The sequence below is a fragment of the Microlunatus soli genome, assembly GCF_900105385.1.
Lineage (GTDB): Bacteria > Actinomycetota > Actinomycetes > Propionibacteriales > Propionibacteriaceae > Microlunatus > Microlunatus soli.
Genome location: NZ_LT629772.1, coordinates 5,995,972 through 6,014,284, shown reverse-complemented (window position 1 = coordinate 6,014,284; position 18,313 = coordinate 5,995,972). Strand labels below are relative to the sequence as shown.

General features: G+C 67.5%; 21 protein-coding genes. 11 read left to right on the top strand and 10 right to left on the bottom strand.

Going from position 1 to position 18,313, the window contains the following annotated elements; all coding sequences use genetic code 11:
* Positions 1–103: 103 nt before the first annotated feature.
* Together meaB and BLU38_RS27540 are read right to left on the bottom strand one after the other, a co-directional pair.
* Positions 104–1,120 carry a methylmalonyl Co-A mutase-associated GTPase MeaB gene (gene meaB / locus BLU38_RS27545; RefSeq protein ID WP_091529710.1) on the bottom strand — a complete coding sequence of 339 codons (1,017 nt, stop codon included), beginning with the start codon at positions 1,118–1,120 and terminating at the stop codon, positions 104–106.
* Positions 1,117–2,316, bottom strand: coding sequence for an acetyl-CoA C-acetyltransferase (locus BLU38_RS27540; RefSeq protein WP_091529707.1), 1,200 nt, complete (start codon positions 2,314–2,316; stop codon positions 1,117–1,119). The genes meaB and BLU38_RS27540 overlap by 4 nt, the downstream gene beginning before the upstream one ends.
* A 206-nt stretch (positions 2,317–2,522) precedes the next feature.
* Here BLU38_RS27540 and mce point away from each other — a divergent pair, with 206 nt between their 5' ends.
* Positions 2,523–3,026, top strand: a complete 504-nt coding sequence (gene mce / locus BLU38_RS27535; protein WP_091533267.1) for a methylmalonyl-CoA epimerase — start codon at positions 2,523–2,525, stop codon at positions 3,024–3,026.
* A gap of 125 nt (positions 3,027–3,151) precedes the next feature.
* Complete coding sequence (locus tag BLU38_RS27530; RefSeq protein ID WP_091529703.1) at positions 3,152–4,690, top strand: hypothetical protein; 1,539 nt, start codon at positions 3,152–3,154, stop codon at positions 4,688–4,690.
* A 36-nt stretch (positions 4,691–4,726) separates the two neighbouring features.
* Here the strand turns inward: BLU38_RS27530 and nucS are convergent, their stop codons facing one another.
* From nucS to BLU38_RS27500, 6 genes are all read right to left on the bottom strand, one after another.
* Positions 4,727–5,434, bottom strand: a complete 708-nt coding sequence (nucS, locus tag BLU38_RS27525; RefSeq protein WP_091533266.1) for an endonuclease NucS — start codon at positions 5,432–5,434, stop codon at positions 4,727–4,729.
* An 81-nt stretch (positions 5,435–5,515) separates the two neighbouring features.
* The gene (locus tag BLU38_RS27520) at positions 5,516–6,160 is read right to left on the bottom strand and encodes a transcriptional regulator (RefSeq protein ID WP_091529700.1); all 645 of its coding nucleotides are present in this window, start codon (positions 6,158–6,160) and stop codon (positions 5,516–5,518) included.
* Positions 6,157–6,555 carry a DNA-binding protein gene (locus BLU38_RS27515; protein ID WP_091529697.1) on the bottom strand — a complete coding sequence of 133 codons (399 nt, stop codon included), beginning with the start codon at positions 6,553–6,555 and terminating at the stop codon, positions 6,157–6,159. Before BLU38_RS27515 ends, BLU38_RS27520 begins: the two co-directional genes overlap by 4 nt.
* Before the next feature lie 80 nt (positions 6,556–6,635).
* Complete coding sequence (locus tag BLU38_RS27510; RefSeq protein WP_091529693.1) at positions 6,636–7,439, bottom strand: ABC transporter permease; 804 nt, start codon at positions 7,437–7,439, stop codon at positions 6,636–6,638.
* Complete coding sequence (locus BLU38_RS27505) at positions 7,436–8,290, bottom strand: ABC transporter permease (RefSeq protein ID WP_091529690.1); 855 nt, start codon at positions 8,288–8,290, stop codon at positions 7,436–7,438. Before BLU38_RS27505 ends, BLU38_RS27510 begins: the two co-directional genes overlap by 4 nt.
* Positions 8,287–9,342: an ABC transporter ATP-binding protein gene (locus BLU38_RS27500; protein ID WP_091529687.1), complete on the bottom strand. Its 1,056-nt coding sequence runs from the start codon at positions 9,340–9,342 to the stop codon at positions 8,287–8,289. The genes BLU38_RS27505 and BLU38_RS27500 overlap by 4 nt, the downstream gene beginning before the upstream one ends.
* 102 nt (positions 9,343–9,444) lie before the next feature.
* Between BLU38_RS27500 and BLU38_RS27495 the strand changes: the two genes are divergently transcribed.
* Genes BLU38_RS27495 through BLU38_RS32140 form a run of 3 tightly spaced genes read left to right on the top strand, consistent with a single transcriptional unit; the run spans position 9,445 to position 11,169 of the window.
* A complete protein-coding gene (locus BLU38_RS27495) occupies positions 9,445–10,134 on the top strand; it encodes a spermidine synthase (RefSeq protein WP_091529684.1) in 690 nt (229 codons plus the stop codon).
* Between the two features lie 13 nt (positions 10,135–10,147).
* Positions 10,148–10,561, top strand: a complete 414-nt coding sequence (locus BLU38_RS32145) for a phosphotransferase (RefSeq protein WP_091529681.1) — start codon at positions 10,148–10,150, stop codon at positions 10,559–10,561.
* Positions 10,562–10,584: 23 nt separating this feature from the next.
* Positions 10,585–11,169, top strand: coding sequence for a phosphotransferase (locus tag BLU38_RS32140; RefSeq protein WP_172836235.1), 585 nt, complete (start codon positions 10,585–10,587; stop codon positions 11,167–11,169).
* Between the two features lie 18 nt (positions 11,170–11,187).
* Here the strand turns inward: BLU38_RS32140 and BLU38_RS27480 are convergent, their stop codons facing one another.
* Entirely contained in the window at positions 11,188–12,531 is a 1,344-nt protein-coding gene (locus BLU38_RS27480) for a hypothetical protein (protein WP_157683757.1), read from the bottom strand.
* Positions 12,532–12,758: 227 nt separating this feature from the next.
* Between BLU38_RS27480 and BLU38_RS27475 the strand changes: the two genes are divergently transcribed.
* Positions 12,759–13,214, top strand: a complete 456-nt coding sequence (locus BLU38_RS27475; RefSeq protein WP_091529672.1) for a hypothetical protein — start codon at positions 12,759–12,761, stop codon at positions 13,212–13,214.
* A 178-nt stretch (positions 13,215–13,392) separates the two neighbouring features.
* Here the strand turns inward: BLU38_RS27475 and BLU38_RS27470 are convergent, their stop codons facing one another.
* Positions 13,393–14,175 (bottom strand): MerR family transcriptional regulator, encoded by a 783-nt coding sequence (locus BLU38_RS27470; RefSeq protein WP_157683756.1) that lies wholly within the window; start codon positions 14,173–14,175, stop codon positions 13,393–13,395.
* An 86-nt stretch (positions 14,176–14,261) separates the two neighbouring features.
* Between BLU38_RS27470 and BLU38_RS27465 the strand changes: the two genes are divergently transcribed.
* The 5 genes from BLU38_RS27465 (at position 14,262) to BLU38_RS27445 (ending at position 18,311) form a co-directional block, all read left to right on the top strand.
* Positions 14,262–14,447, top strand: coding sequence for a hypothetical protein (locus BLU38_RS27465; protein ID WP_091529665.1), 186 nt, complete (start codon positions 14,262–14,264; stop codon positions 14,445–14,447).
* A complete protein-coding gene (locus BLU38_RS27460) occupies positions 14,444–15,295 on the top strand; it encodes a GNAT family N-acetyltransferase (RefSeq protein WP_091529662.1) in 852 nt (283 codons plus the stop codon). The genes BLU38_RS27465 and BLU38_RS27460 overlap by 4 nt, the downstream gene beginning before the upstream one ends.
* Positions 15,296–15,404: 109 nt before the next feature.
* Positions 15,405–16,718 carry an alpha/beta fold hydrolase gene (locus BLU38_RS31490; protein WP_197679893.1) on the top strand — a complete coding sequence of 438 codons (1,314 nt, stop codon included), beginning with the start codon at positions 15,405–15,407 and terminating at the stop codon, positions 16,716–16,718.
* Between the two features lie 136 nt (positions 16,719–16,854).
* The gene (locus tag BLU38_RS27450) at positions 16,855–18,021 is read left to right on the top strand and encodes a 3-hydroxyacyl-CoA dehydrogenase (RefSeq protein WP_172836234.1); all 1,167 of its coding nucleotides are present in this window, start codon (positions 16,855–16,857) and stop codon (positions 18,019–18,021) included.
* A complete protein-coding gene (locus BLU38_RS27445) occupies positions 18,021–18,311 on the top strand; it encodes a hypothetical protein (RefSeq protein ID WP_091529659.1) in 291 nt (96 codons plus the stop codon). Before BLU38_RS27450 ends, BLU38_RS27445 begins: the two co-directional genes overlap by 1 nt.
* Positions 18,312–18,313: the final 2 nt, after the last annotated feature.

The following is an 18,313-nucleotide window of genomic DNA, read 5'->3' as shown; positions in this document are numbered from 1 at the left end:
GTATGCGTTGGGGAAGAACGCAGGCGAACTCCGAGTCTCTTTGTACCCCGTCGAGCATCAGATCGTGCGACGGCACGCCGAAGACCGGCTCAGGACCGGGTGGTCAGACCGATGCGGCGATCGCCCGGGTCAACCGGTCGGCCGCGGCGTACACGTCCAGCCCGCCGTCCCGGACGGCGGCGGCCAGCCGGTCCAGTTCGGTGCCGTCCTGCAGCCGGACCCGGCGACGCAGAGTGGCCAGCGCCAACGCCTCGATCTCGGTACGGGCCCGGTGCAGTCGGCGCTGTTGCCAACTCCCGGACGCCTCGGCCTGTGACCGGTGGTTGTCCAGCGCGCCGATCAGTTCGTCGATCCCCTCACCGGCCGAGGCGACGGTGCGGACGATCGGTGGCCGCCACTCCTCCGGTCCACGGTCGGCCAGCGAGATCATCGTCCGGATCTCCCGGATCAGCGCCTGGCTGCCGTCCCGGTCGGCCTTGTTGACCACGAAGATGTCGCCGATCTCCAGCACCCCGGCCTTGGCCGCCTGGATGCCGTCCCCCATCCCGGGAGCCAGCAGCACCAGGGTGCTGTCGGCGGTGGCCGCGATCTCCACCTCCGACTGCCCCACGCCGACCGTCTCCACCAGCACCACGTCGCAGCCGGCCGCGTCGAACACCCGGAGCGCCTGCGGCGCCGCGACCGACAGGCCACCCAGGTGTCCGCGGGAGGCCATCGACCGGATGAAGACGCCGGAGTCCAGGGCGTACTCCTGCATCCGGACCCGGTCGCCGAGCAACGCACCGCCGGTGAACGGGGACGACGGATCGAAGGCCAGCACCCCGACCCGTACGCCGCGGTCTCGGTAGGCACCGATCAGCGCCGCGGTGCTGGTCGACTTCCCCACGCCCGGCGCGCCGGTCAGCCCGATCACGTGCGCGCGCCCGGTGTCGGCGGCAAGGGCGGCCATCAACGGCCGCAGCGCGTCCGACTCGTTCTCCACCGCGGTGATCAGCCGGGCGACCGCACGCGGTCGACCCGCCCGGGCCGCCTCGATCAGTTCGTTGGCGGCCGCACTCAGTCCAGGCGGATCCGGTTCGGTATCAGAACCCGATCCCGCCGGGCTGTCGGCAGCCGTCATGCGGATCGACGCGGCGCCGAGATGATCAACGCGTCACCCTGGCCTCCGCCGCCGCACAACGCTGCGGCCGCCGTACCGCCGCCCCGCCGCTGCAGGGCGTAGGCCAGATGCAGGACCAGCCGGGCACCGGACATCCCGATCGGATGGCCGACGGCGATCGCGCCGCCGTCGACGTTGACCTTGGCGTCGGCTTCGGCCTCGCTCAGCCCCAGGGCCCGGACGCTGGCCACCCCGACGGCGGCGAAGGCCTCGTTGATCTCGATCAGGTCCAGATCGGCGACGGTGATCCCGGCCTTCTTGCAGGCGGCCTCGATCGCGTTCGCCGGCTGCAGTTGCAGCGAGGAGTCCGGCCCGGCGACCATGCCGTGCGCCCCGATCTCGGCCAGCACGGTCAATCCGAGTCGCTCGGCGGTCTGCTGGCTGGTCACCAGGACCGCTGCGGCACCGTCGGAGATCGGGCTGGACGATCCGGCCGTGATCGTCCCGTCCGGACCGAAAGCCGGCTTCAGCTTCCCCAGCGACTCCGCCGTCGAGTCCGGTCGCACTCCCTCGTCAACCGATACCACCAGGTCGTCGCCGCGGCGCTGCGGGACCCGGACCTCGACGATCTCCTGGGCCATCGTCCGGTCCTCGATCGCCCGAGCGGCACGCTGATGGGAGCGGGCGGCGAAGGCATCCTGTTCGGCGCGGCTGACCGAGCCGTCATTGTGCTGATCGGTGAGCGACCCCATCGCCTGATCGGTGAAGGCGTCCCAGAGTCCGTCGATGGCCATGTGGTCGGCCATCGTGACGTCGCCGTACTTGAAGCCGGTACGGGATTTGGGCAACAGGTGCGGCGCGTTCGTCATCGACTCCATGCCACCGGCGACGACGATGTCGCACTCTCCGGCCCGGATCAGTTGATCGGCCAGGGCGATCGCATTCAACCCGGACAGACACACCTTGTTGATCGTCAGCGCCGGCACCGCCATCGAGATCCCGGCCTTGACCGCAGCCTGCCGGGCCGGCATCTGACCGCAGCCGGCCTGCAGCACCTGCCCCATGATCACGTAGTCGACCTGATCGGGCTGAACACCGCTGCGTTCCAGCGCTGCGGAGATCGCGATGCCGCCAAGATCCGTGGCGCTCTTGTCCCGCAGACCTCCGAGCAGTTTCCCGATCGGGGTCCGGGCGCCTCCGACGATGACCGATCCCATCTCAACCTCCTGCTCAGCAACCCTGCGTGCACGCTCCGTTACCTTGCACGATAGCTCCCGACGGCGCTCCGGCGGTGCGAGCAACAGCCGGTCCCCCGACGATCGGACGCGAGGTGGTCGCCGTTGCCGAACATCACGGTCAACAGTCGAAGCGCCGGGCACTGTCCTTGCGGGACCGAATCGCTCAACAGGTGGAGACTGGGAGCATGGGTTCAGCGACATCCGAGGCCGTTCCATCCGCTCTGCGCGCCGCCGCGGTCGATCATGTCGGGATCGCCACCGCGGATCTGGACGCCACCGTGGCCTTCTATCGGGACATGTTCGGCCTGGTCGAGGTGCACCGGGAGACCAACCTGCAGCAACAGGTGATCGAGGTGATGCTCGGGCCGGCTGCCGAGCACGCGGCGACGGAACGACCGACCCAATTACAGGTGCTGGCTCCGCTGTCGGACGACTCGGCCATCGCCCGTTTCCTGGACAGATCCGGCCCGGGTCTGCAGCAGCTGGCGCTGCGGGTGGCCGACGTCGAGGCGACGAGCAGCGAGCTCCGTGGTCGAGGGCTCCGCCTGCTGTACCCCGAGGCGAGGGTCGGTACCGCAGGTTCGATGATCAACTTCGTACACCCCAAGGATGCCGGCGGCGTCCTGCTCGAGTTGGTGCAGCCCGCGGAGCCCGTTGTGCAGGACAGGGGGCGCGATTGCGACAGCTGACACGACGCGCCCGGCGAATCCCGCGCGGTAACAGTGATTGCGGGAGCGGGAGCGCTAACGTTGGGGTTACCTGAACCTTCGCAATACCTGCGCCAACGGCGCACGATCTGATAGTTGGGGACTTGATGGCTTCTTCGGACGAGACGACCGGACTCAACCTCTTCGACGAGACCGCGAGCGCGGTCGGCAATTTCCCGTCAGCATTGCGGGGTTACGACCGGACCGCCGTCGACGACTACGTACGAGGGCTGGAAGGCAGAGTCGTCCAGTCCAATCATCAGATCACCGAGCTGCAGCGCCAGTTGGCCGAGGCTCAAGATCAACTGGGCAAGGTCTCCAAGGAGTTGGAGGACCGTCCGACCGGTGAGGTCGACTACTCCTCACTGGGTGCCCGGGCCGGCGCCATCCTGCGGATGGCCGAGGAGCAGGCGAAGGAGATGTTGGACAAGGCCAACACCGACGCCAATCAGCTCCGCGATGCCGGCCGCCGCGACGCCGATCGCCTCCGGCAGCAGGCCGAGGCCGACGGCGAGCAGATCCGGGTCGGCGGCCGCGGCGAGCTGGAACAGTTGCGCGGCAAGGGCCAGCAGGAGGTGCAGGCCGAGGTCGAGCGAGCCCGGGCCGAGGCGGCCAACCTGAAGGCTGCCGCGCAACGAGAGGCCGAAGCCATCCGCCGCGAGGCGCAGCAACAGTCGGATTCGGTACGGCAGGCAGGTTATCTGGAAGGCGAGGGCTACAAGCGCGCCGCCGAGGCCGAGGCTGCCGGTATCCGTCAGCAGGTCGTCGCCGAACGCGAAGCGGCCACCACCGAACTGAAGCGGATGCACGCCGAGTCGGTGGCCGCAACCGGCAAACTGCTGTCCGAGGCGACCCAGCACCACCAGGAATCGGGCAAGCGGATGTCGGACGACATCGAGGCGTCGGCCAAGGCCCGTACCGAGGCACAGGCCGAAGCCGAGAAGCTGCGGCTGGACGCCAAGGACGAGTCCGAACGGATCCTGGCCGCGGCCAAGAAGCAGGCCGAGCGGATCACCCAGCGGACCCAGCAGGAATTCGAGTGGCGCAAGGAGCAGTTGAAGCGCGAGACCGACAATCTGCTGCAGCGCAAGCAGGCGGTCCTCAATCAGCTGCAGAGCCTGTCGGCGCTAGCCTCGCAGAGCGCGGCGGACGTGCCGGACATGCAGCCGCTCGCCGACCTGTCGGAGGATCTGGAGGAATTCAAGGACGACGGTTCGTCCGAACAGGCCACCGCCGCCGATCCCACCGCAGCCGACTCGCAGGCACCGAAGCAACAGACGGCCGGGAAGAGGCCGGCAGCCCCGACGGTGGCCACCTCGGCCAATGGTTCGGCGAAGCAGGCCACCCCGGCACCCGCTTCGCCCAAGGCGCCCGCTCCGCAGCAGGCCTCCACCGGGACCAAGGGGTCCACAGGGTCGACCACGACTCCAGGGGCGGCCGCTCGCGACGACGACGATCAGACCGTCTTGCGCCCGTTGTCGGAGATGCAGGGCCCGGGCGGGCCCACGGCGGGCTCGGATCAGAGCGCCGGCACGAGCGAAGCCGCCGATTCCGATGAGGAGAACGAGGACACCGTGACGGTGCCGGTCACGCCCGGCCAGTCGAAGGCGGACCAGAAGTCATCCTCCGGCGACCAGCGCCGCTGACCGCCGAGCTGATCGGCGACAACCGGGGCCAAGAGGTCAGAACAGGCGGTCCTCGGCGTTGTCCATGCCGCGCAGTGCGTCGTAGTCGACGGTCAGGCAGTCGATGCCTCGGTCGGTCGCCAACACCTTGGCCTGTGGCTTGATCTGCTGCGCGGCGAACACGCCACGTACCTCACCGAGCAACGGGTCTCGGCGCATCAGCTCCAGGTAGCGGGTGAGCTGCTCGACGCCGTCGATCTCGCCGCGGCGTTTGACCTCGACCGCGACGTAGCGCCCCTCGGCATCGCGGCAGAGCAGATCGACAGGACCGATCGCGGTCGGATGCTCGCGCCGGACCAACGACCAGCCCGTACCGAAGGTCTGCGGATGTTCGGCGAGCAGGGCCTGCAGATGGGCCTCGACACCGTCCTTCTGCAGGCCGGGGTCGATGCCGAGCTCGTGGCTGGAGTCGTGCAACACCTCACCGAGGGCGATCTGCAGCGTGTCGCCGTCGCGCCCCTTGACCTCCCAGAGACCCGACAGCTCGCGACCCATCTCCTCGGCCGCCGAGGCCACCTCGTCTGCCGGCAGCTCGGCCATCGTGCACGGCGGGCTCATCCAGTTCAGCGGCTTGTAGGCGCGGTCGTCGGCGTGGATCGAGACCGACCCGTCGGCCTTGACCATGATCAATCTCTGGGCGAACGGCAAATGAGCCGTCAACCGGCCCGCGTAGTCGACCTGACAATGGGCAATCACCAAACGCACGCCGGCCACCGTACCGGTTCCCGCACCGGGGACCGACCCCGGCGGCCGGCGTCGGATCCCGACGCCGATCGCCGAAAGTGATCACGAGACCGGCGACTCCGACGACCGGTCGATCCCGAGGGTCGCCAGGAGGTCCTCGTGCAGCTCGAACCACACCCGATGACAGGAATCGATGGTGGTGCCGTTGACCCATTCCTGCTGCCCGGCCCGAACCCGGTCGAGCGCACCGCCGAAGCGGGTGTCGTAGCCACCGAAGCGGGCGAGGACCCCGGCAAGCAGGGTCACCACAGCGGGCAACGCGGCCGCGACGGCGGCGAGTTCGGCGAGCACCCGTGCATCCCAGGTCGGATCGGCGTGATCGTTGGCGGCCAGTCGATCACGGACCGTCGGCCGCACCTGCCAATCGGTGCAGGCCCGCTGCAGGCGTGCGTTCCACGGCAGGAAATCGCGATACCCGGCGCGAACCGTCGCCGCACCGTCGCTGCCGTCGAGTTCGGCGGCCAGTTGCCGTTCGTTCTCCACCCGGCCCGCGTCGGTCAGCGACCACCCAGCAAGATCACCGAAGGCGGTACGGCCGACCCACCCCACGGCCTCGGCGTCGGCGAGCGCCTCCGACGTCCGGTTCGGGTCGAGACCGAACCGTGCGGCGATCACCGGGGTGTCGGCGAAGCCGAGGATCCGTACGGCGTGCAGTGCCAGCAGGTCGACGGTCGACTGCCGGCTCATCGGGAGACATTCCGTCGGGCCGCCAGCCGGTCGTAGTGCTGCTGACAGGCTTGCGGGGAGTTGAAGCCCATCGCCTCGGCGATCTGGGCCCACGTCAGCCCCGCACTGCGGGCGAGGAACAGCAGCCCGGACTCCAGCCCGTCGACCTCGGCACGCGCCGCCGGCAACAGCACCAGCGCGCTCAGTAGATCCTCCTCGGCGAGGTCGGCCGAGCGATGGACCGCGTCCTGCACCAGGTCGACCGCCGACGGCGGGATCGCGGCCGGGCGCCCCGGACGGGCAGTGATGCCGTCGACACCAGGGCGGTCCAGGAGCCGGGCACGCGCGAGCTGCTCGCGGTGGGCGCGGACCTGATCGTCGTCGGCGGACCCGAACGGATCGGTGATTGGCGGCATGGATGGCATCCTGCATCGTCAACGAAACGTTGTCAACATTCCGTTGATAGGTGGCCGAACTCGGACGGGACACGCAGTTCCTAGGCCGACGCCCCGGTGTAATGCCGCATCGCATACCTCCAGAACAGCCGGCAACCGGTGAAGAACAGCACGGCGACCAGCGCCGTCGCTCCGAGAGTGGCCAGATCCAGCCCGGTCGACAAGGCCTGGGCCGGCACCGTGACGGCAAACCCGACCGGGATCACGAAGGTCAGCACGATCCGCATCCAACTCGGGAAGATCGTGATCGGCCACCGGCCGGCCTGGCCGAACACGGACGAGAAGACGACCAGGATGTTGTCCAGTTTCACGAACCAGAAGGCGCAGGTACCCAGCAACATCAGGAACGAGTACACGATCACCACGCCGAGGACCAACGTCACGCAGAAGGCCAGCCATTGCAGCGGCGGGATCGTGGTGCCGAGCCGGACACAGGCGTAGCCGACGATGCCGAGCCCGACCAGCACATCGACCAGTCGTGCCGGCGAGACCGTCTGCACGCTGGCCAGCAGTTGGGAGTCGGCCGGTTTGGTGAGGGTGAAGTCGAAGGTGCCCAGTCGGATGCCCTCCATCAGCTGCTCCAAGGACGGCTGGATGACCAGGCCGATCACACCGGACAGGAAGAAATGCACGCCGATCAACGCCAGCAGCCCGGCCGGGGTCCATCCGTCCAGGGTGGCGGTCCGTCCGAAGATCACCGCCAGCCCGAGCAACTGGGTCACCAGCGTGATGGCGGCGTTGATCACCGCGATGAAGAACTCACCGCGATACTGCATGACGTTCAGGGCCCCCAGCCGGACGTAGGTCCGGACGATCGTCAGATTGTGCTGCAGCGTGCTGCTCACGTGCCCACCGCCGAATAGCGCCGGACGGCCCGGGACCAGACGAACCGCAACACGACCAGCATCACCACGATCCACCCGGCCTGCGCTGCATAGCCGATCAGCACGTCGGAGCCGGTGGTCTCCCCCATCACCACGTTGACCACAAAGGCCTGGGACCAGGGGAACGGCGACCAGGTCGCGATCGTCGCGACCACTCCCGGCAGCACGGACAACGGTGCGAAACCACCGCTCAGGAAGGTCCGGATCGAGAAGTAGAGGTTGTTCAACGCCGACACCTTGGTCAGCCAGAACGCGCTCAACGCGAGCACCCATTCCAGGATGAAACGGAGCACCATCGCACCGACCAGCGCCGGCACCGCGGCCAGCAATCGACCGACCGTGATGCCGCCGAGGTCGCCGCCGAAGGCGATGATCATGATCACCGCGGCGGGCAGCACCGCCGCCAATCCGACGACCTTGTACGAGGTGGTGGCGATGATGTCCTTGTGGATCGGATGGATCGGCCGGAGCAGCAGTGGCGAGAACTGCCCTTCCCGCACTCGCCACTCGAACTCCCACATCAGCCAGATGAACGTCAGGTGGTCGACCAGCATCATGATCGCGAAATAGCTGACGAAACGGTCCGCGGTGTAGCCGCCGACAACACCGGTCGGGCCGGCCACCGTACGCCAGACGATGATCAACACGATCGGCTGGATCAGCCCGGTGACCAGCCAGATGATCACCGATCCGCGATAGGCCAGATTGACCGCGGTTGCCGCCGCGAACTCGCCGCGGTAGTACTGCGCCAGGACCCGCGGGGAGAAGCGGGCGAAGTCCGGACCGTCCCGCCGGAGCAGCTGCCCACTCATCGCCGTCCCCCGGATTGATCATGCGCGCCGGCCTGATCGTGGCCGCCGGCTTCGACCGCGAACACTTTCTCGATCACGGCCTCGATCGGCTCCTCCTCGATGGTGAGGTCGGCGACCTCGAGCCCGGCCAGCAGCCGTCCGGCGACAGCGGCGGTGTGATCGGACGGCAGCCGGACCTGCCAGCCGGTCTCGGTCGGCTGCACCGCGACTCCGGGCAGCCGCTGCCCCGCCAGAGCCAGCACCTCGGCCTGGGTGGCGATAGCGCCGGCGACCAACTCGACGGTGATGGTCTTGTCCGGGGCGAACGCCCGGACCAGCTCGGTCAGGGGGCCGTCGAAGAGCAGCTCACCGTGATGGATCACGATCACCCGTTTGCACAGTGCCTCGACGTCGGCCATGTAATGGCTGGTCAAGATCACACATGCACCGGTCCGGGCGTTGTACTCCGCCACGAACGATCGGATCCTGCGCTGCATCGCCACGTCCAGGCCGATCGTCGGCTCGTCCAGGAAGAGCACCTGCGGCCGGTGCAGCAACGACCCTGCGAACTCGCACTTCATCCGCTCGCCCAGCGACAGGTTGCGCGCCGGCTTGCGGAGCAGCTCGCTGAGCTCGAGCAGCTCGGTGAGCTCTCCCAACCGAGCAGCGAAGTCGGCATCGGAGATCTGGAAGATCGCCTTGTTGAGCCGGTAGGAGTCGACGACCGGGATGTCCCACTGCAACTGGCTGCGCTGCCCCATGATCAACGTCATCCGGCCGAGGTAGTTGCGATCCCGCTGCCAGGGTGTGTAGCCGAACACCTCGGCCGCGCCGGCGCTGGGATGAAGCAATCCGGAGAGCATCTTCAGCGTCGTCGTCTTGCCGGCGCCGTTGGGTCCGAGGAAGCCGACCACCTCGCCGGCCTCGATGCCGAAGCTGATCCCCCGTACGGCATCGACCGCACGCGTCCGGCGACGAAACAGTGCCGTCACCGCGGCACGCAATCCGCCTTCTCGTTCCGGCACGAGATAGGTCTTTCCGAGTTGATCGACTCGGATCGCTGGCCCCGACATGGATCACAACCAACCACAAACCACCGACGTTTCGTCAAGAGCTTTGACCGATCGAGTTTCCCCTGGCTTCGGGTGAACGGGCGGACGTGGAAGAGTGGCCCGATGGGCTTGCGATTCGAGGAACTGGACTGGCAGCAAACGCCGCTGGGCGAGTTCACCCTCCGGCGGCGCCGTGAACTGGCCGTCGACCGGGACGTGTACGAGGTCAAGCTCAATGACGAGTTCCTGATGTCCAGCCTGTTCACCGTCGCCGAGATCGAGTTGGCCCGGCTCGCTCTCGCCGAGCTCGGCCGAGCCGACCTCCGGGTGCTGGTCGGTGGACTCGGCCTCGGATACACCGCGCAGGCCGCGTTGGCCGATCCACGGGTCGCCGAGGTCACCGTGATCGAAGCGGCCGAACCGGTCCTCGACTGGCATCGTCGCGATCTGTTCCCCGATACGATCGGGCTGGCGACCGACCCGCGCGTTCGGCTGGTCCACGACGACTTCTTCAGGCTGGTCGCCGGCGTACCGGATCGGCGCTACGACGCGATCCTGCTGGACATCGATCACACGCCAGACCATCACCTCGACCGGACCCACGGCGACTTCTACACCCCCGCCGGGCTGACCGCGATGTCTCAGCACCTGACCGCCGACGGCGTCTTCGCGCTCTGGTCCGACGACCCGCCCGACGACGACTTCCTCGCCGTCCTGCGCACCGAGTTCGCCCGGGTCCGGGGCACGGTGGTCTCCTTCGCCAATCCGATCACCGACTCCGAGTCCAGCAACTCCATCTACCTCGCTCGGTAGGACTGCATCGGCTGTGAGCGTCGCTGTTCGGAAGGAACGGATTCCGGGTTTCATCCTGCACACGTACGGCATGCAGGTCGTCGGGACGCCGGGTGATCTGTCGCAGGGTGTGCACAGCACGGCGTATCTGATCCGGACCGACGACGGCGACTGGGTCGTCAAGATCAGCAGCCCCGACAGTGATCCGCCGGACGAGTTGGCGCTGCAGTGCGCGGTGTATGACTTTCTCAACGATCAAGGCCTGCATGCTCCGGTCGTGCTCGCTGATCGGTACGGCCGTCGGGTCGGGTCGATTGAGGGATCGGATGGGGTCCACTACCCCGTCACCGTTATGCGACACCATCGGCTCCGGCGGCTCACGGCGGAGTCGATCGGCGCAGCGGACCTCCATCGGGTGGCGGGCCAGGTCGGCGGCTGCACACCGTGATGGAGACCTTCCCGGATCGTTCGGTGATCATCAACGACCGCCGGAAATCGCTGTCGGAGTGGGGAAAACAGGACTCGGGCTGCTACCCCGAACTGATCGAATCCCCGACCGCCCGCTACTTCAGCAGGGCAGAACGATCATGGATCTCATCCATCGACACGGCGCTGATCGACTACCTCGCCGGCAATTATCCCGAACCGCGATCGCTCACCTTCGCCGTCCTGCATGGCGATCTGGCATTCGAGCAGGTCCGTCTGTTGCCGGACGGCGAGGTGTACTTCTTCGATTTCGGCGACCTGTCCTGGGGACCCGTCGCCCACGAGTTGGCGCAGTTCCTGCGCGGGTTCGCCGCAGAGCCGATCCCCCGTCAACGATGGCTCGACCTCAAGGCCGGGCTGTTGGCGGGCTACCGATCGGAGCATTCCCTCTCGGTAGCGGATGAGGACGCGATCGAGGTCTTCCTGCTCAATCGGGTGCTGGCCGTCGCGCGGTACGTCCTCGAGCTCCACGGCAACAGCGCAGCGCCGGGCGGGGCTGAGGTCATCAAACAGGGTTACCGACTGGCTGCCGAAATCCTGCACGGCCCGCACCAGCCGCAGCAGATCTGAGCATGATCGCCACGCCATTCAGGGGCAAGGCTTCGGCCGAGCACCCTTAACGCTGACGGTGAGCACGATCCCCGAATGGCCGGCCACCGCCTTGTTGCCCGCGCGGCAGACCGTTGTCGCCGCATGGGACGTCTCCGCCGCCAGTTCGATCGTCGACCTCCCGGACTCCAGATCGATCGTCCGGACGGTCGCGTCGTCGGTCCGGAGTCGGGACAACCGCTGCACGAGACGTAACGCGTCAGCCGACCGGATCCAGGTCGTTCCCTGGAATGTCCAGTCGTCGGAGTCCGGTCCCTGCAGCCTGATCATGGTGAACGCCCGTCGGGTCGCCGGCTCGGCGTCGGCGACCGCCTGGAGCGTCGCAATCGAGTCGCTGAACAGATCCTCGGTCGTCACGCCGACCCGCACCGACCCGGCGGCAACGCCCGGACCGTCATCGATGTCGACCAGCATGGTGGTTACTCGACCGACGTCGGCACGACACAGGACGACCAGCGCCCCAGCGATCTGATCGGGGTCATCGCGGCGCACCGTCAGACTGCCCCGCCTGCACTGGAGATCCCACTGGGTCTGCCCCGTTCGAAGGTCGGCGAGCTCGCGATAGACCGAGCGGGCCTGGTCGATGGTGACCGACGGGGACAGTTCCACGAATTGGCTGGTCATCCGGACAACTCCCGGCATCTTCGCGATGTGCTCCTGGCGTCGCTGGTCGACCTCCTCAACCACAGCGTTACCCAGCACCGGTGCGAACGAGCCGAAGATCACCAACGCAACGGCGAGAGCCAACCAGCCGACGAGACGCGACGCCCTGATCCGTCCGTACTGAGCCCGGACGGCGACGATCAGGCTGCTGACGATGTCGCCGACCAACAGCAGATGCAGCAGCAACTGGACGATGAAGAACGGCCATCCGATAGCGCCTTCGCGGCGGAGCTGGATCAGCGAGGCCACGCCGTAGATCGAGGTCGGTAGCATCACCAGATAGATAGCGCCGATCATGAACGGGAGCATCGCCAACGTTGCGATTGCGATGACTCCACCGACCGCCATCATCGAGGCGAAAAGCATGCCGCCTGCGACGATCACCCAGATGTAGAGGGCGATCACGGCAAGCAACGGAAGGCCGGCAAGCTTCACCAGCAGCGTGTTGTGCCGGAGGGCGACCAGATCACCACGTGCGACCAACAGAGAAGCCTCGATGATCGCCAAGATCGTCACGAGCCCGTAGGCCACGAACCAGATGACGATCTTCCGCAACCAACCGGCAGTGGCGTCATCATCGGGTGGGAAGGAGACGAGCAGCAATCCGATCACCAGTACGGCGGCCAGCAACTTACTGCCCAGGTTCAGTCGACGGGACACGCAGCCTCACTCGCCTGCACGCCGAGGGATGAGTATCACGAGCCAGAAGAGTATCCGGGCCAGGGGTCGCGGCCGTCGACAACGTCGCACCGCACCAGTTGGCCGTCCCGAGGCCGGCGCCCGTGGATGAACTATCCGAACTCGTTGCCACGAGACTGTTACCGAGCTGTGTCCTGGGCGGTCGGCTGGGACGGTGTTCTGTCGGTGCTCACTTCTCGAGTGTTTTCATGATCAACACGCCGGCTGCCGACACCCCAGGGTCCGTCCCTGCCGGGCTCGATGCCGTGCAAGTCCTCCGCAACGTCGGCCTCGCCCGCCGCCAGGAACGCGCAGCCCGCACCAAAAAGTTGATCATGGCCACCTGCTGGGCCGACTGCCAACCACCCGAATCCATCGCCCCACACCAACTCGCCATTCCCGGCCGCGACCGACCCATCCACGACCGGGACGGGATCCCCGAACAGACCGGCGACGTCAAACTCGGACCACTGGCCCGACGCGAACACAACAGCATCACCCACGGACCCTGGAACCGGCGACAACCCCAGCCCGGAACACACCTGTTCCGGGCGCCGCACGGCAAGATCATTCTGGTCAACGAGACCGGCAACCACGGCCTCGGACAGGGACCATTCGCCCACCGGATCTGGCAAGCCGCCGCACCCCAAGACAACGCCACCTGAGACCCACCATCCGTACTCCACAGACGGGTCCAGGTCGGCGGGTTGCCCGTGTTGGATCACCAATCCACTGACGATCCGGCGGCATCGTGCGCAGGACAAGTTCGTCGGTCGGCGATGCTCTCGGCGGTGTGCCAGGCACGCCGCTGCGCGGTCTATACACCTCCGGTGTCACGGTTGCTCAGCCGACGGGTTCCTGAAAGCACCAGAAGTGGTGCTCATGGTCAAATGCGGTGTATTCGTGCACGCCGAACAGCGTGGCGATCGGCTTGACGATCTCGGCTCCGGCGGCGACGGCCCGATCGAAGTGGGCACTGAGGTCGGCGACGCCGACGACGGTCATCGACGACGGATCTGCTTCGGGGGCCGGCGGGCTCAGGCCGGGACGCGGGCCGTGCAGGCGGATGTTGGCCGTCGGGCCACTCACCTCGGCGTAGCCGGAGGTGCCGTCCGGACGACGGCTGATCGGTCCCGGCTCGAAACCGAACATCTCGACCAACCGGCCGTGCGCACGTTCCACGTCGGCATAAACCAAGAACACGATCGGCTGGATCGTGATACTCGGTTGCGGGATCCGACTGATCAACTCCCGGAGTCGAGTTGGCTCTCGGGCAACAGCGTCCAGAGGCTGTTGAGCCAGCCGACGACCGAACGCCCGGGTGTCGGTCAACGCCGTCTCCAGACCCCGAGCCTGTTCGTCGATCAGGGCGGCAAGATCAACTCCGTCGGGCTGATTGCTGATCGCGTCCCGGATCTCGGCGAGCGGCAGTCCGGCCCGGCGCAGCACGACGATCACGGTCAGCCTGGCCACATCGTCGGCCGAATACAGCCGATGCCCGCCGATGGTCCGCGCCGAGGGTGGCAGCAGTCCGATCTGGTCGTAGTGATGGAACGTACGCACCGACAGTCCGGTGAGCTCCGACAGCTCGCCGACCCGCCAGGTCCGCTGATCATCGGCAATCACGGCGCTCCTTCTCATCCCCAACAGGGCTTGAACCTGACGTTACGGGATGTTCTAGGTTGACGACACCCGATGAGAGAGGACGGTCGATGTCGATCCCAAGCCTGCAGACCCTGTCGCTGATCATGCAGACCAACGAGGAAGTCGATCAAGCCGCCGAACCGACTCGACCGGATGCCGTAGCCGAGGATGGAGGCTCGGCATTCGTCCAGTCGCCCGCCGGCTTCACCGTCGAACTGCTCCCGGGAGCGGAAACCGACCAGGAGCATCGGTGAACTCGATCTCCGATACCGGCCCGGTCCACGCGGGGAACGACGAGCCCTGGACCGACGACAGGATCCTGCGTGCCCTCGGCGAATGGGGCTGGGCACCCGAAGGCACGCAGACCATCAACACCGACGACTACCGACTCCTGTTGCGGCCCGCCGGTTTCGGCAACGATGCGCACGTCCCTCGGGTCGATTCCGGGCGACCGCCGGAAGAACTGGTCAGAGAGATCAACCGGACGGCTCGCGAGCGCGGCTACACCGAGGCCGTCTGGAGCATCTATCCGACCACCCGACCGCATGCGCTGGCCGACACCCTGCTCCGTCTCGGCGGACGGGTCCTGGACGAGGGCGCCTTGCTCTCCCTGGCCGTGCCGGCCGACGGCCGATTCGACGTCGGCCCGACCCCTGGGGTGCAGGTCCGACGAGTTCGTGATGCCGCCGACCTCACCGACTACCGACGGATCATCTCGACCGTCTACGACCAACCGCTCCCCAGTGCCGAGGCGATCGCCGACGAAGCAGCTGGCATCGCCACTGATCATGCCGGCTGCCGGTTCGTCGCCTACATCGACGGCAGACCGGCCGGTACCGGAGCGATCGCCGTTCGGGCCGACGGTTCGGCGTCGCTGTTCGGTGCGGCGACCTATCTCGCGTACCGACGCCGTGGCGCCTACCGGGCGATCATGGCCGAACGGGTGCGATGGGCAGCGGAGAAGCGTGTTCCGGTCCTGCTGGTCAGCGGCCGGCTCGCGACGTCGGCGCCGATCATGCTGCGGCTCGGGTTCACCGATCGCGGACGGACCCGCAACATCGGACTGCCGACCGATCCAGCCCGTACCGGTGCCGCCGACTGATCAAAAGCCTTCCCCGCCGACACGAGTCCTGGCAAACTCATAGCCGCCTGATCGATCGACCCGATCGAACACCGCGCGGCCGGCATCGGCGCCGAACTCGGAGGACGCGATGGACATCGTCTTGGTACCGGGCCTGTGGCTCGACGGATCTTCCTGGAGCAGGGTGCTGCCCCTGCTGCAGGCGGCCGGACACCGTACGCATCCGGTCACCCTGCCGGGGATGCAGGCCAAGGACGCCGATCGATCACAGGTGACGCTGTCCGACTGTGTCACAGCAGTCACCGCTGCCATCGATTCCTGCGACGACTCGGTCCTGCTGGTCGGGCATTCACTGGGCTCAGCGATCGCCACCGCTGCACTGGACGCGCGAACCGAGAAGGTCGCCGGCGTGATCATGGTCGGCGGTTTCCCCGCCGCGTCCGGTGGCCCGATCGCCGACGGGTTCGCTGTCGAGGGTGATGGCATTCCGCTACCGGCGCTGACCGAATTCGACGACGCCGACCTTCGCGACATGGATCAGGCGATCACTGCCGACTTCGTCGCCCGGGCGATCCCGTCGCCGGCCCGCCTGACCACCGATCCGTTGGAACTGACCGACGACGGCCGCTACTGGACGCCGCTGACCGCGGTCTGCACCGAATACGACGCTGCCACGCTGCGCGGCTGGATCGCCGACGACGCTGCTCCGGTCGCCGAGTTCCCGCGGTACGCCGAGGTCGGCTACGTCGATCTGCCGACCGGGCACTGGCCACAGTTCACCAAGCCCGACGAGCTGGCCGCGATCATTCTGGGCGCGATCCCGGTCAGTGTCGGCGACTTCCTCCGCGCCGACGGCCTGGCGGATTGGCGCAGTGTCGGCGATCGGTTCGACAGCCACTTCCCGCTCCCGTCGCTGACGACGGGAGCCGAGCTGGCACGCCAGATCGCGCAGCTGGCTCCCGGCGGCACCCGGGTCGATGTTGATCTTCGCGTCGAAGGAATCACGGTCTCGATCCCGAGCTGGGGTTACGCTCGCGATGTTGATCTTGCTCGACAGATCTCGACCGCGGCATACGATCTCGGCCTGTCCGCCGATCCGTCGAAGGTGCAGTATGTCGGCCTACGGATCGGCGCCCACGTGCCGGCCGACGTGTTGCCCTTCTGGCAGGCCGTGCTCGGCTATCGCGCGAAGGGTGAGGAGGATGTCGTCGACCCACTCCGGCGGCTACCGGACGTCCAGTTCATGCCGACCTCCGACGACCTCGGTGACCAGATGCAGTTCCACCTCGATGTCGTGGTGCCACACGAGCAGGCTGAGGCCCGGGTCCAGGCTGCGCTGGCCGCCGGCGGACGACTGGTGACCGACGAGTTCGCTCCGCGCTGGTGGACACTCGCCGACGCCGAGGGCAACGTCGTCGACATCGCCCGGGCTGTCCTGGACTGAGCAGGGCTGGCCTGGACTGAGCAGGACCGTCCTGGACTGAGCAGGGCCGGCCTGGACTGGCAGGACCGGCCGCAGGAGTCGGCCGACCGAGGGGACGGTTGCGGCGCTCACCAGGACGTTTGACAGACTCAGCCCTGTGAACAGCTCTGTAGCGGTGATCGGTCTGGGCACGATGGGTGCCGGGATCGCGGAGGTGCTGGCTGCAGCCGGCCGGACCGTGATCGGCGTCGATGCCGACCAAGCGGCGCTGGACCGCGGTCGGACGATCGTCGAGACCTCGACCGGCCGGGCGCTGGAGCGGGACAAGATCACCGCCGACCAGCGGACCGCCCTGACCGAGCGGATCAGTTACCACACGGACTTTGCTGCCGTCGCCGACGCCGAGGTGGTGATCGAGGCGGTCAGCGAGAACCTGGAGCTGAAGAGGTCCATCTTCACGCGGCTGGGCGAGGTCGCGCGTCCCGAGACGTTGCTGGCCACCAACACGTCCTCGCTGCCGATCACCGACATCGCGGTCGCCTCCGGTCGGGCCGACCGGGTCGTCGGCGTGCACTTCTTCAATCCGGCGCCGGTCCAGCGACTGGTCGAAGTGGTGAAAACCGTACTGACCGCCCCCTCGGCCCAGACCCAGGCCCTGGAGTTGGTGAACGATCTCGGCAAGACCCCGATCCTGTGCGGGGACCGGGCCGGCTTCGTCGTCAATGCGCTCCTGGTGCCGTACCTGAATCGGGCCGCTCGGCTGTACCAGGACGGATGTGCCACCGCCGCCCAGATCGACGAGGCGATGGTGGCAGCCGGCAATCCGATGGGCCCGTTGGCACTGATCGACCTGGTCGGCCTGGACGTCACGGTGTCCGCGCTGGATCGGATGTATTCCGAGACCAGGGATCGGCGACACGCCCCGGTCGCCTTGCTGGCCGCCTTGGTGAGTGCCGGACGGCTGGGCCGCAAGACCGGTCAGGGCATCCTGCTGCAGGCCGAGCCGCGACCGGCACCGCTGATCGACCGTTCCGCCGAACTGCCCGATGCCTTGCTGCTGCCCTATCTGAACGACGTCTGCCGGATGGTCGAGATCGGTTACGCGACGCCCGAGGTGATCGACACCGGGATGAGCCTCGGCTGCCGGATGCCGCGACCGTTCGACGTGCTGGCCGATCTCGGACCGGCCGCCGTTCTCGCCGGTCAACAACAGATCTTCGCTGCCACTGCCGAGCCCGGCGATCGACCCGCCTTGCTGCTGGAGCGGCTGGCCGCGGCTCCGGACCCGGCGGCCGCGCTGACCGAGCTGCGAGCGATGGCCTGATGGCACCCTCACAACGGCGCCGCAGCAAACACCTCCGACCGGCACGCCCGCTCGGCGTCGGCCATGCGACGTCGTCGGCCAAGAGCGACGGTCGCTGGATCGTCCGGACGGTCGCCGGATCATCGGCACTCAAGGACTACCGCTGCCCGGGCTGCAATCAGCTGATCAGGCCGGGCACTCCCCATGTCGTGGTGTGGCCGAGTGACAGTCACACCGGCGGCATCGCCGGTTCCGGTGGGGTGGCGGACCGGAGGCACTGGCACAACAGCTGCTGGAGTCGGAGGAGATGATC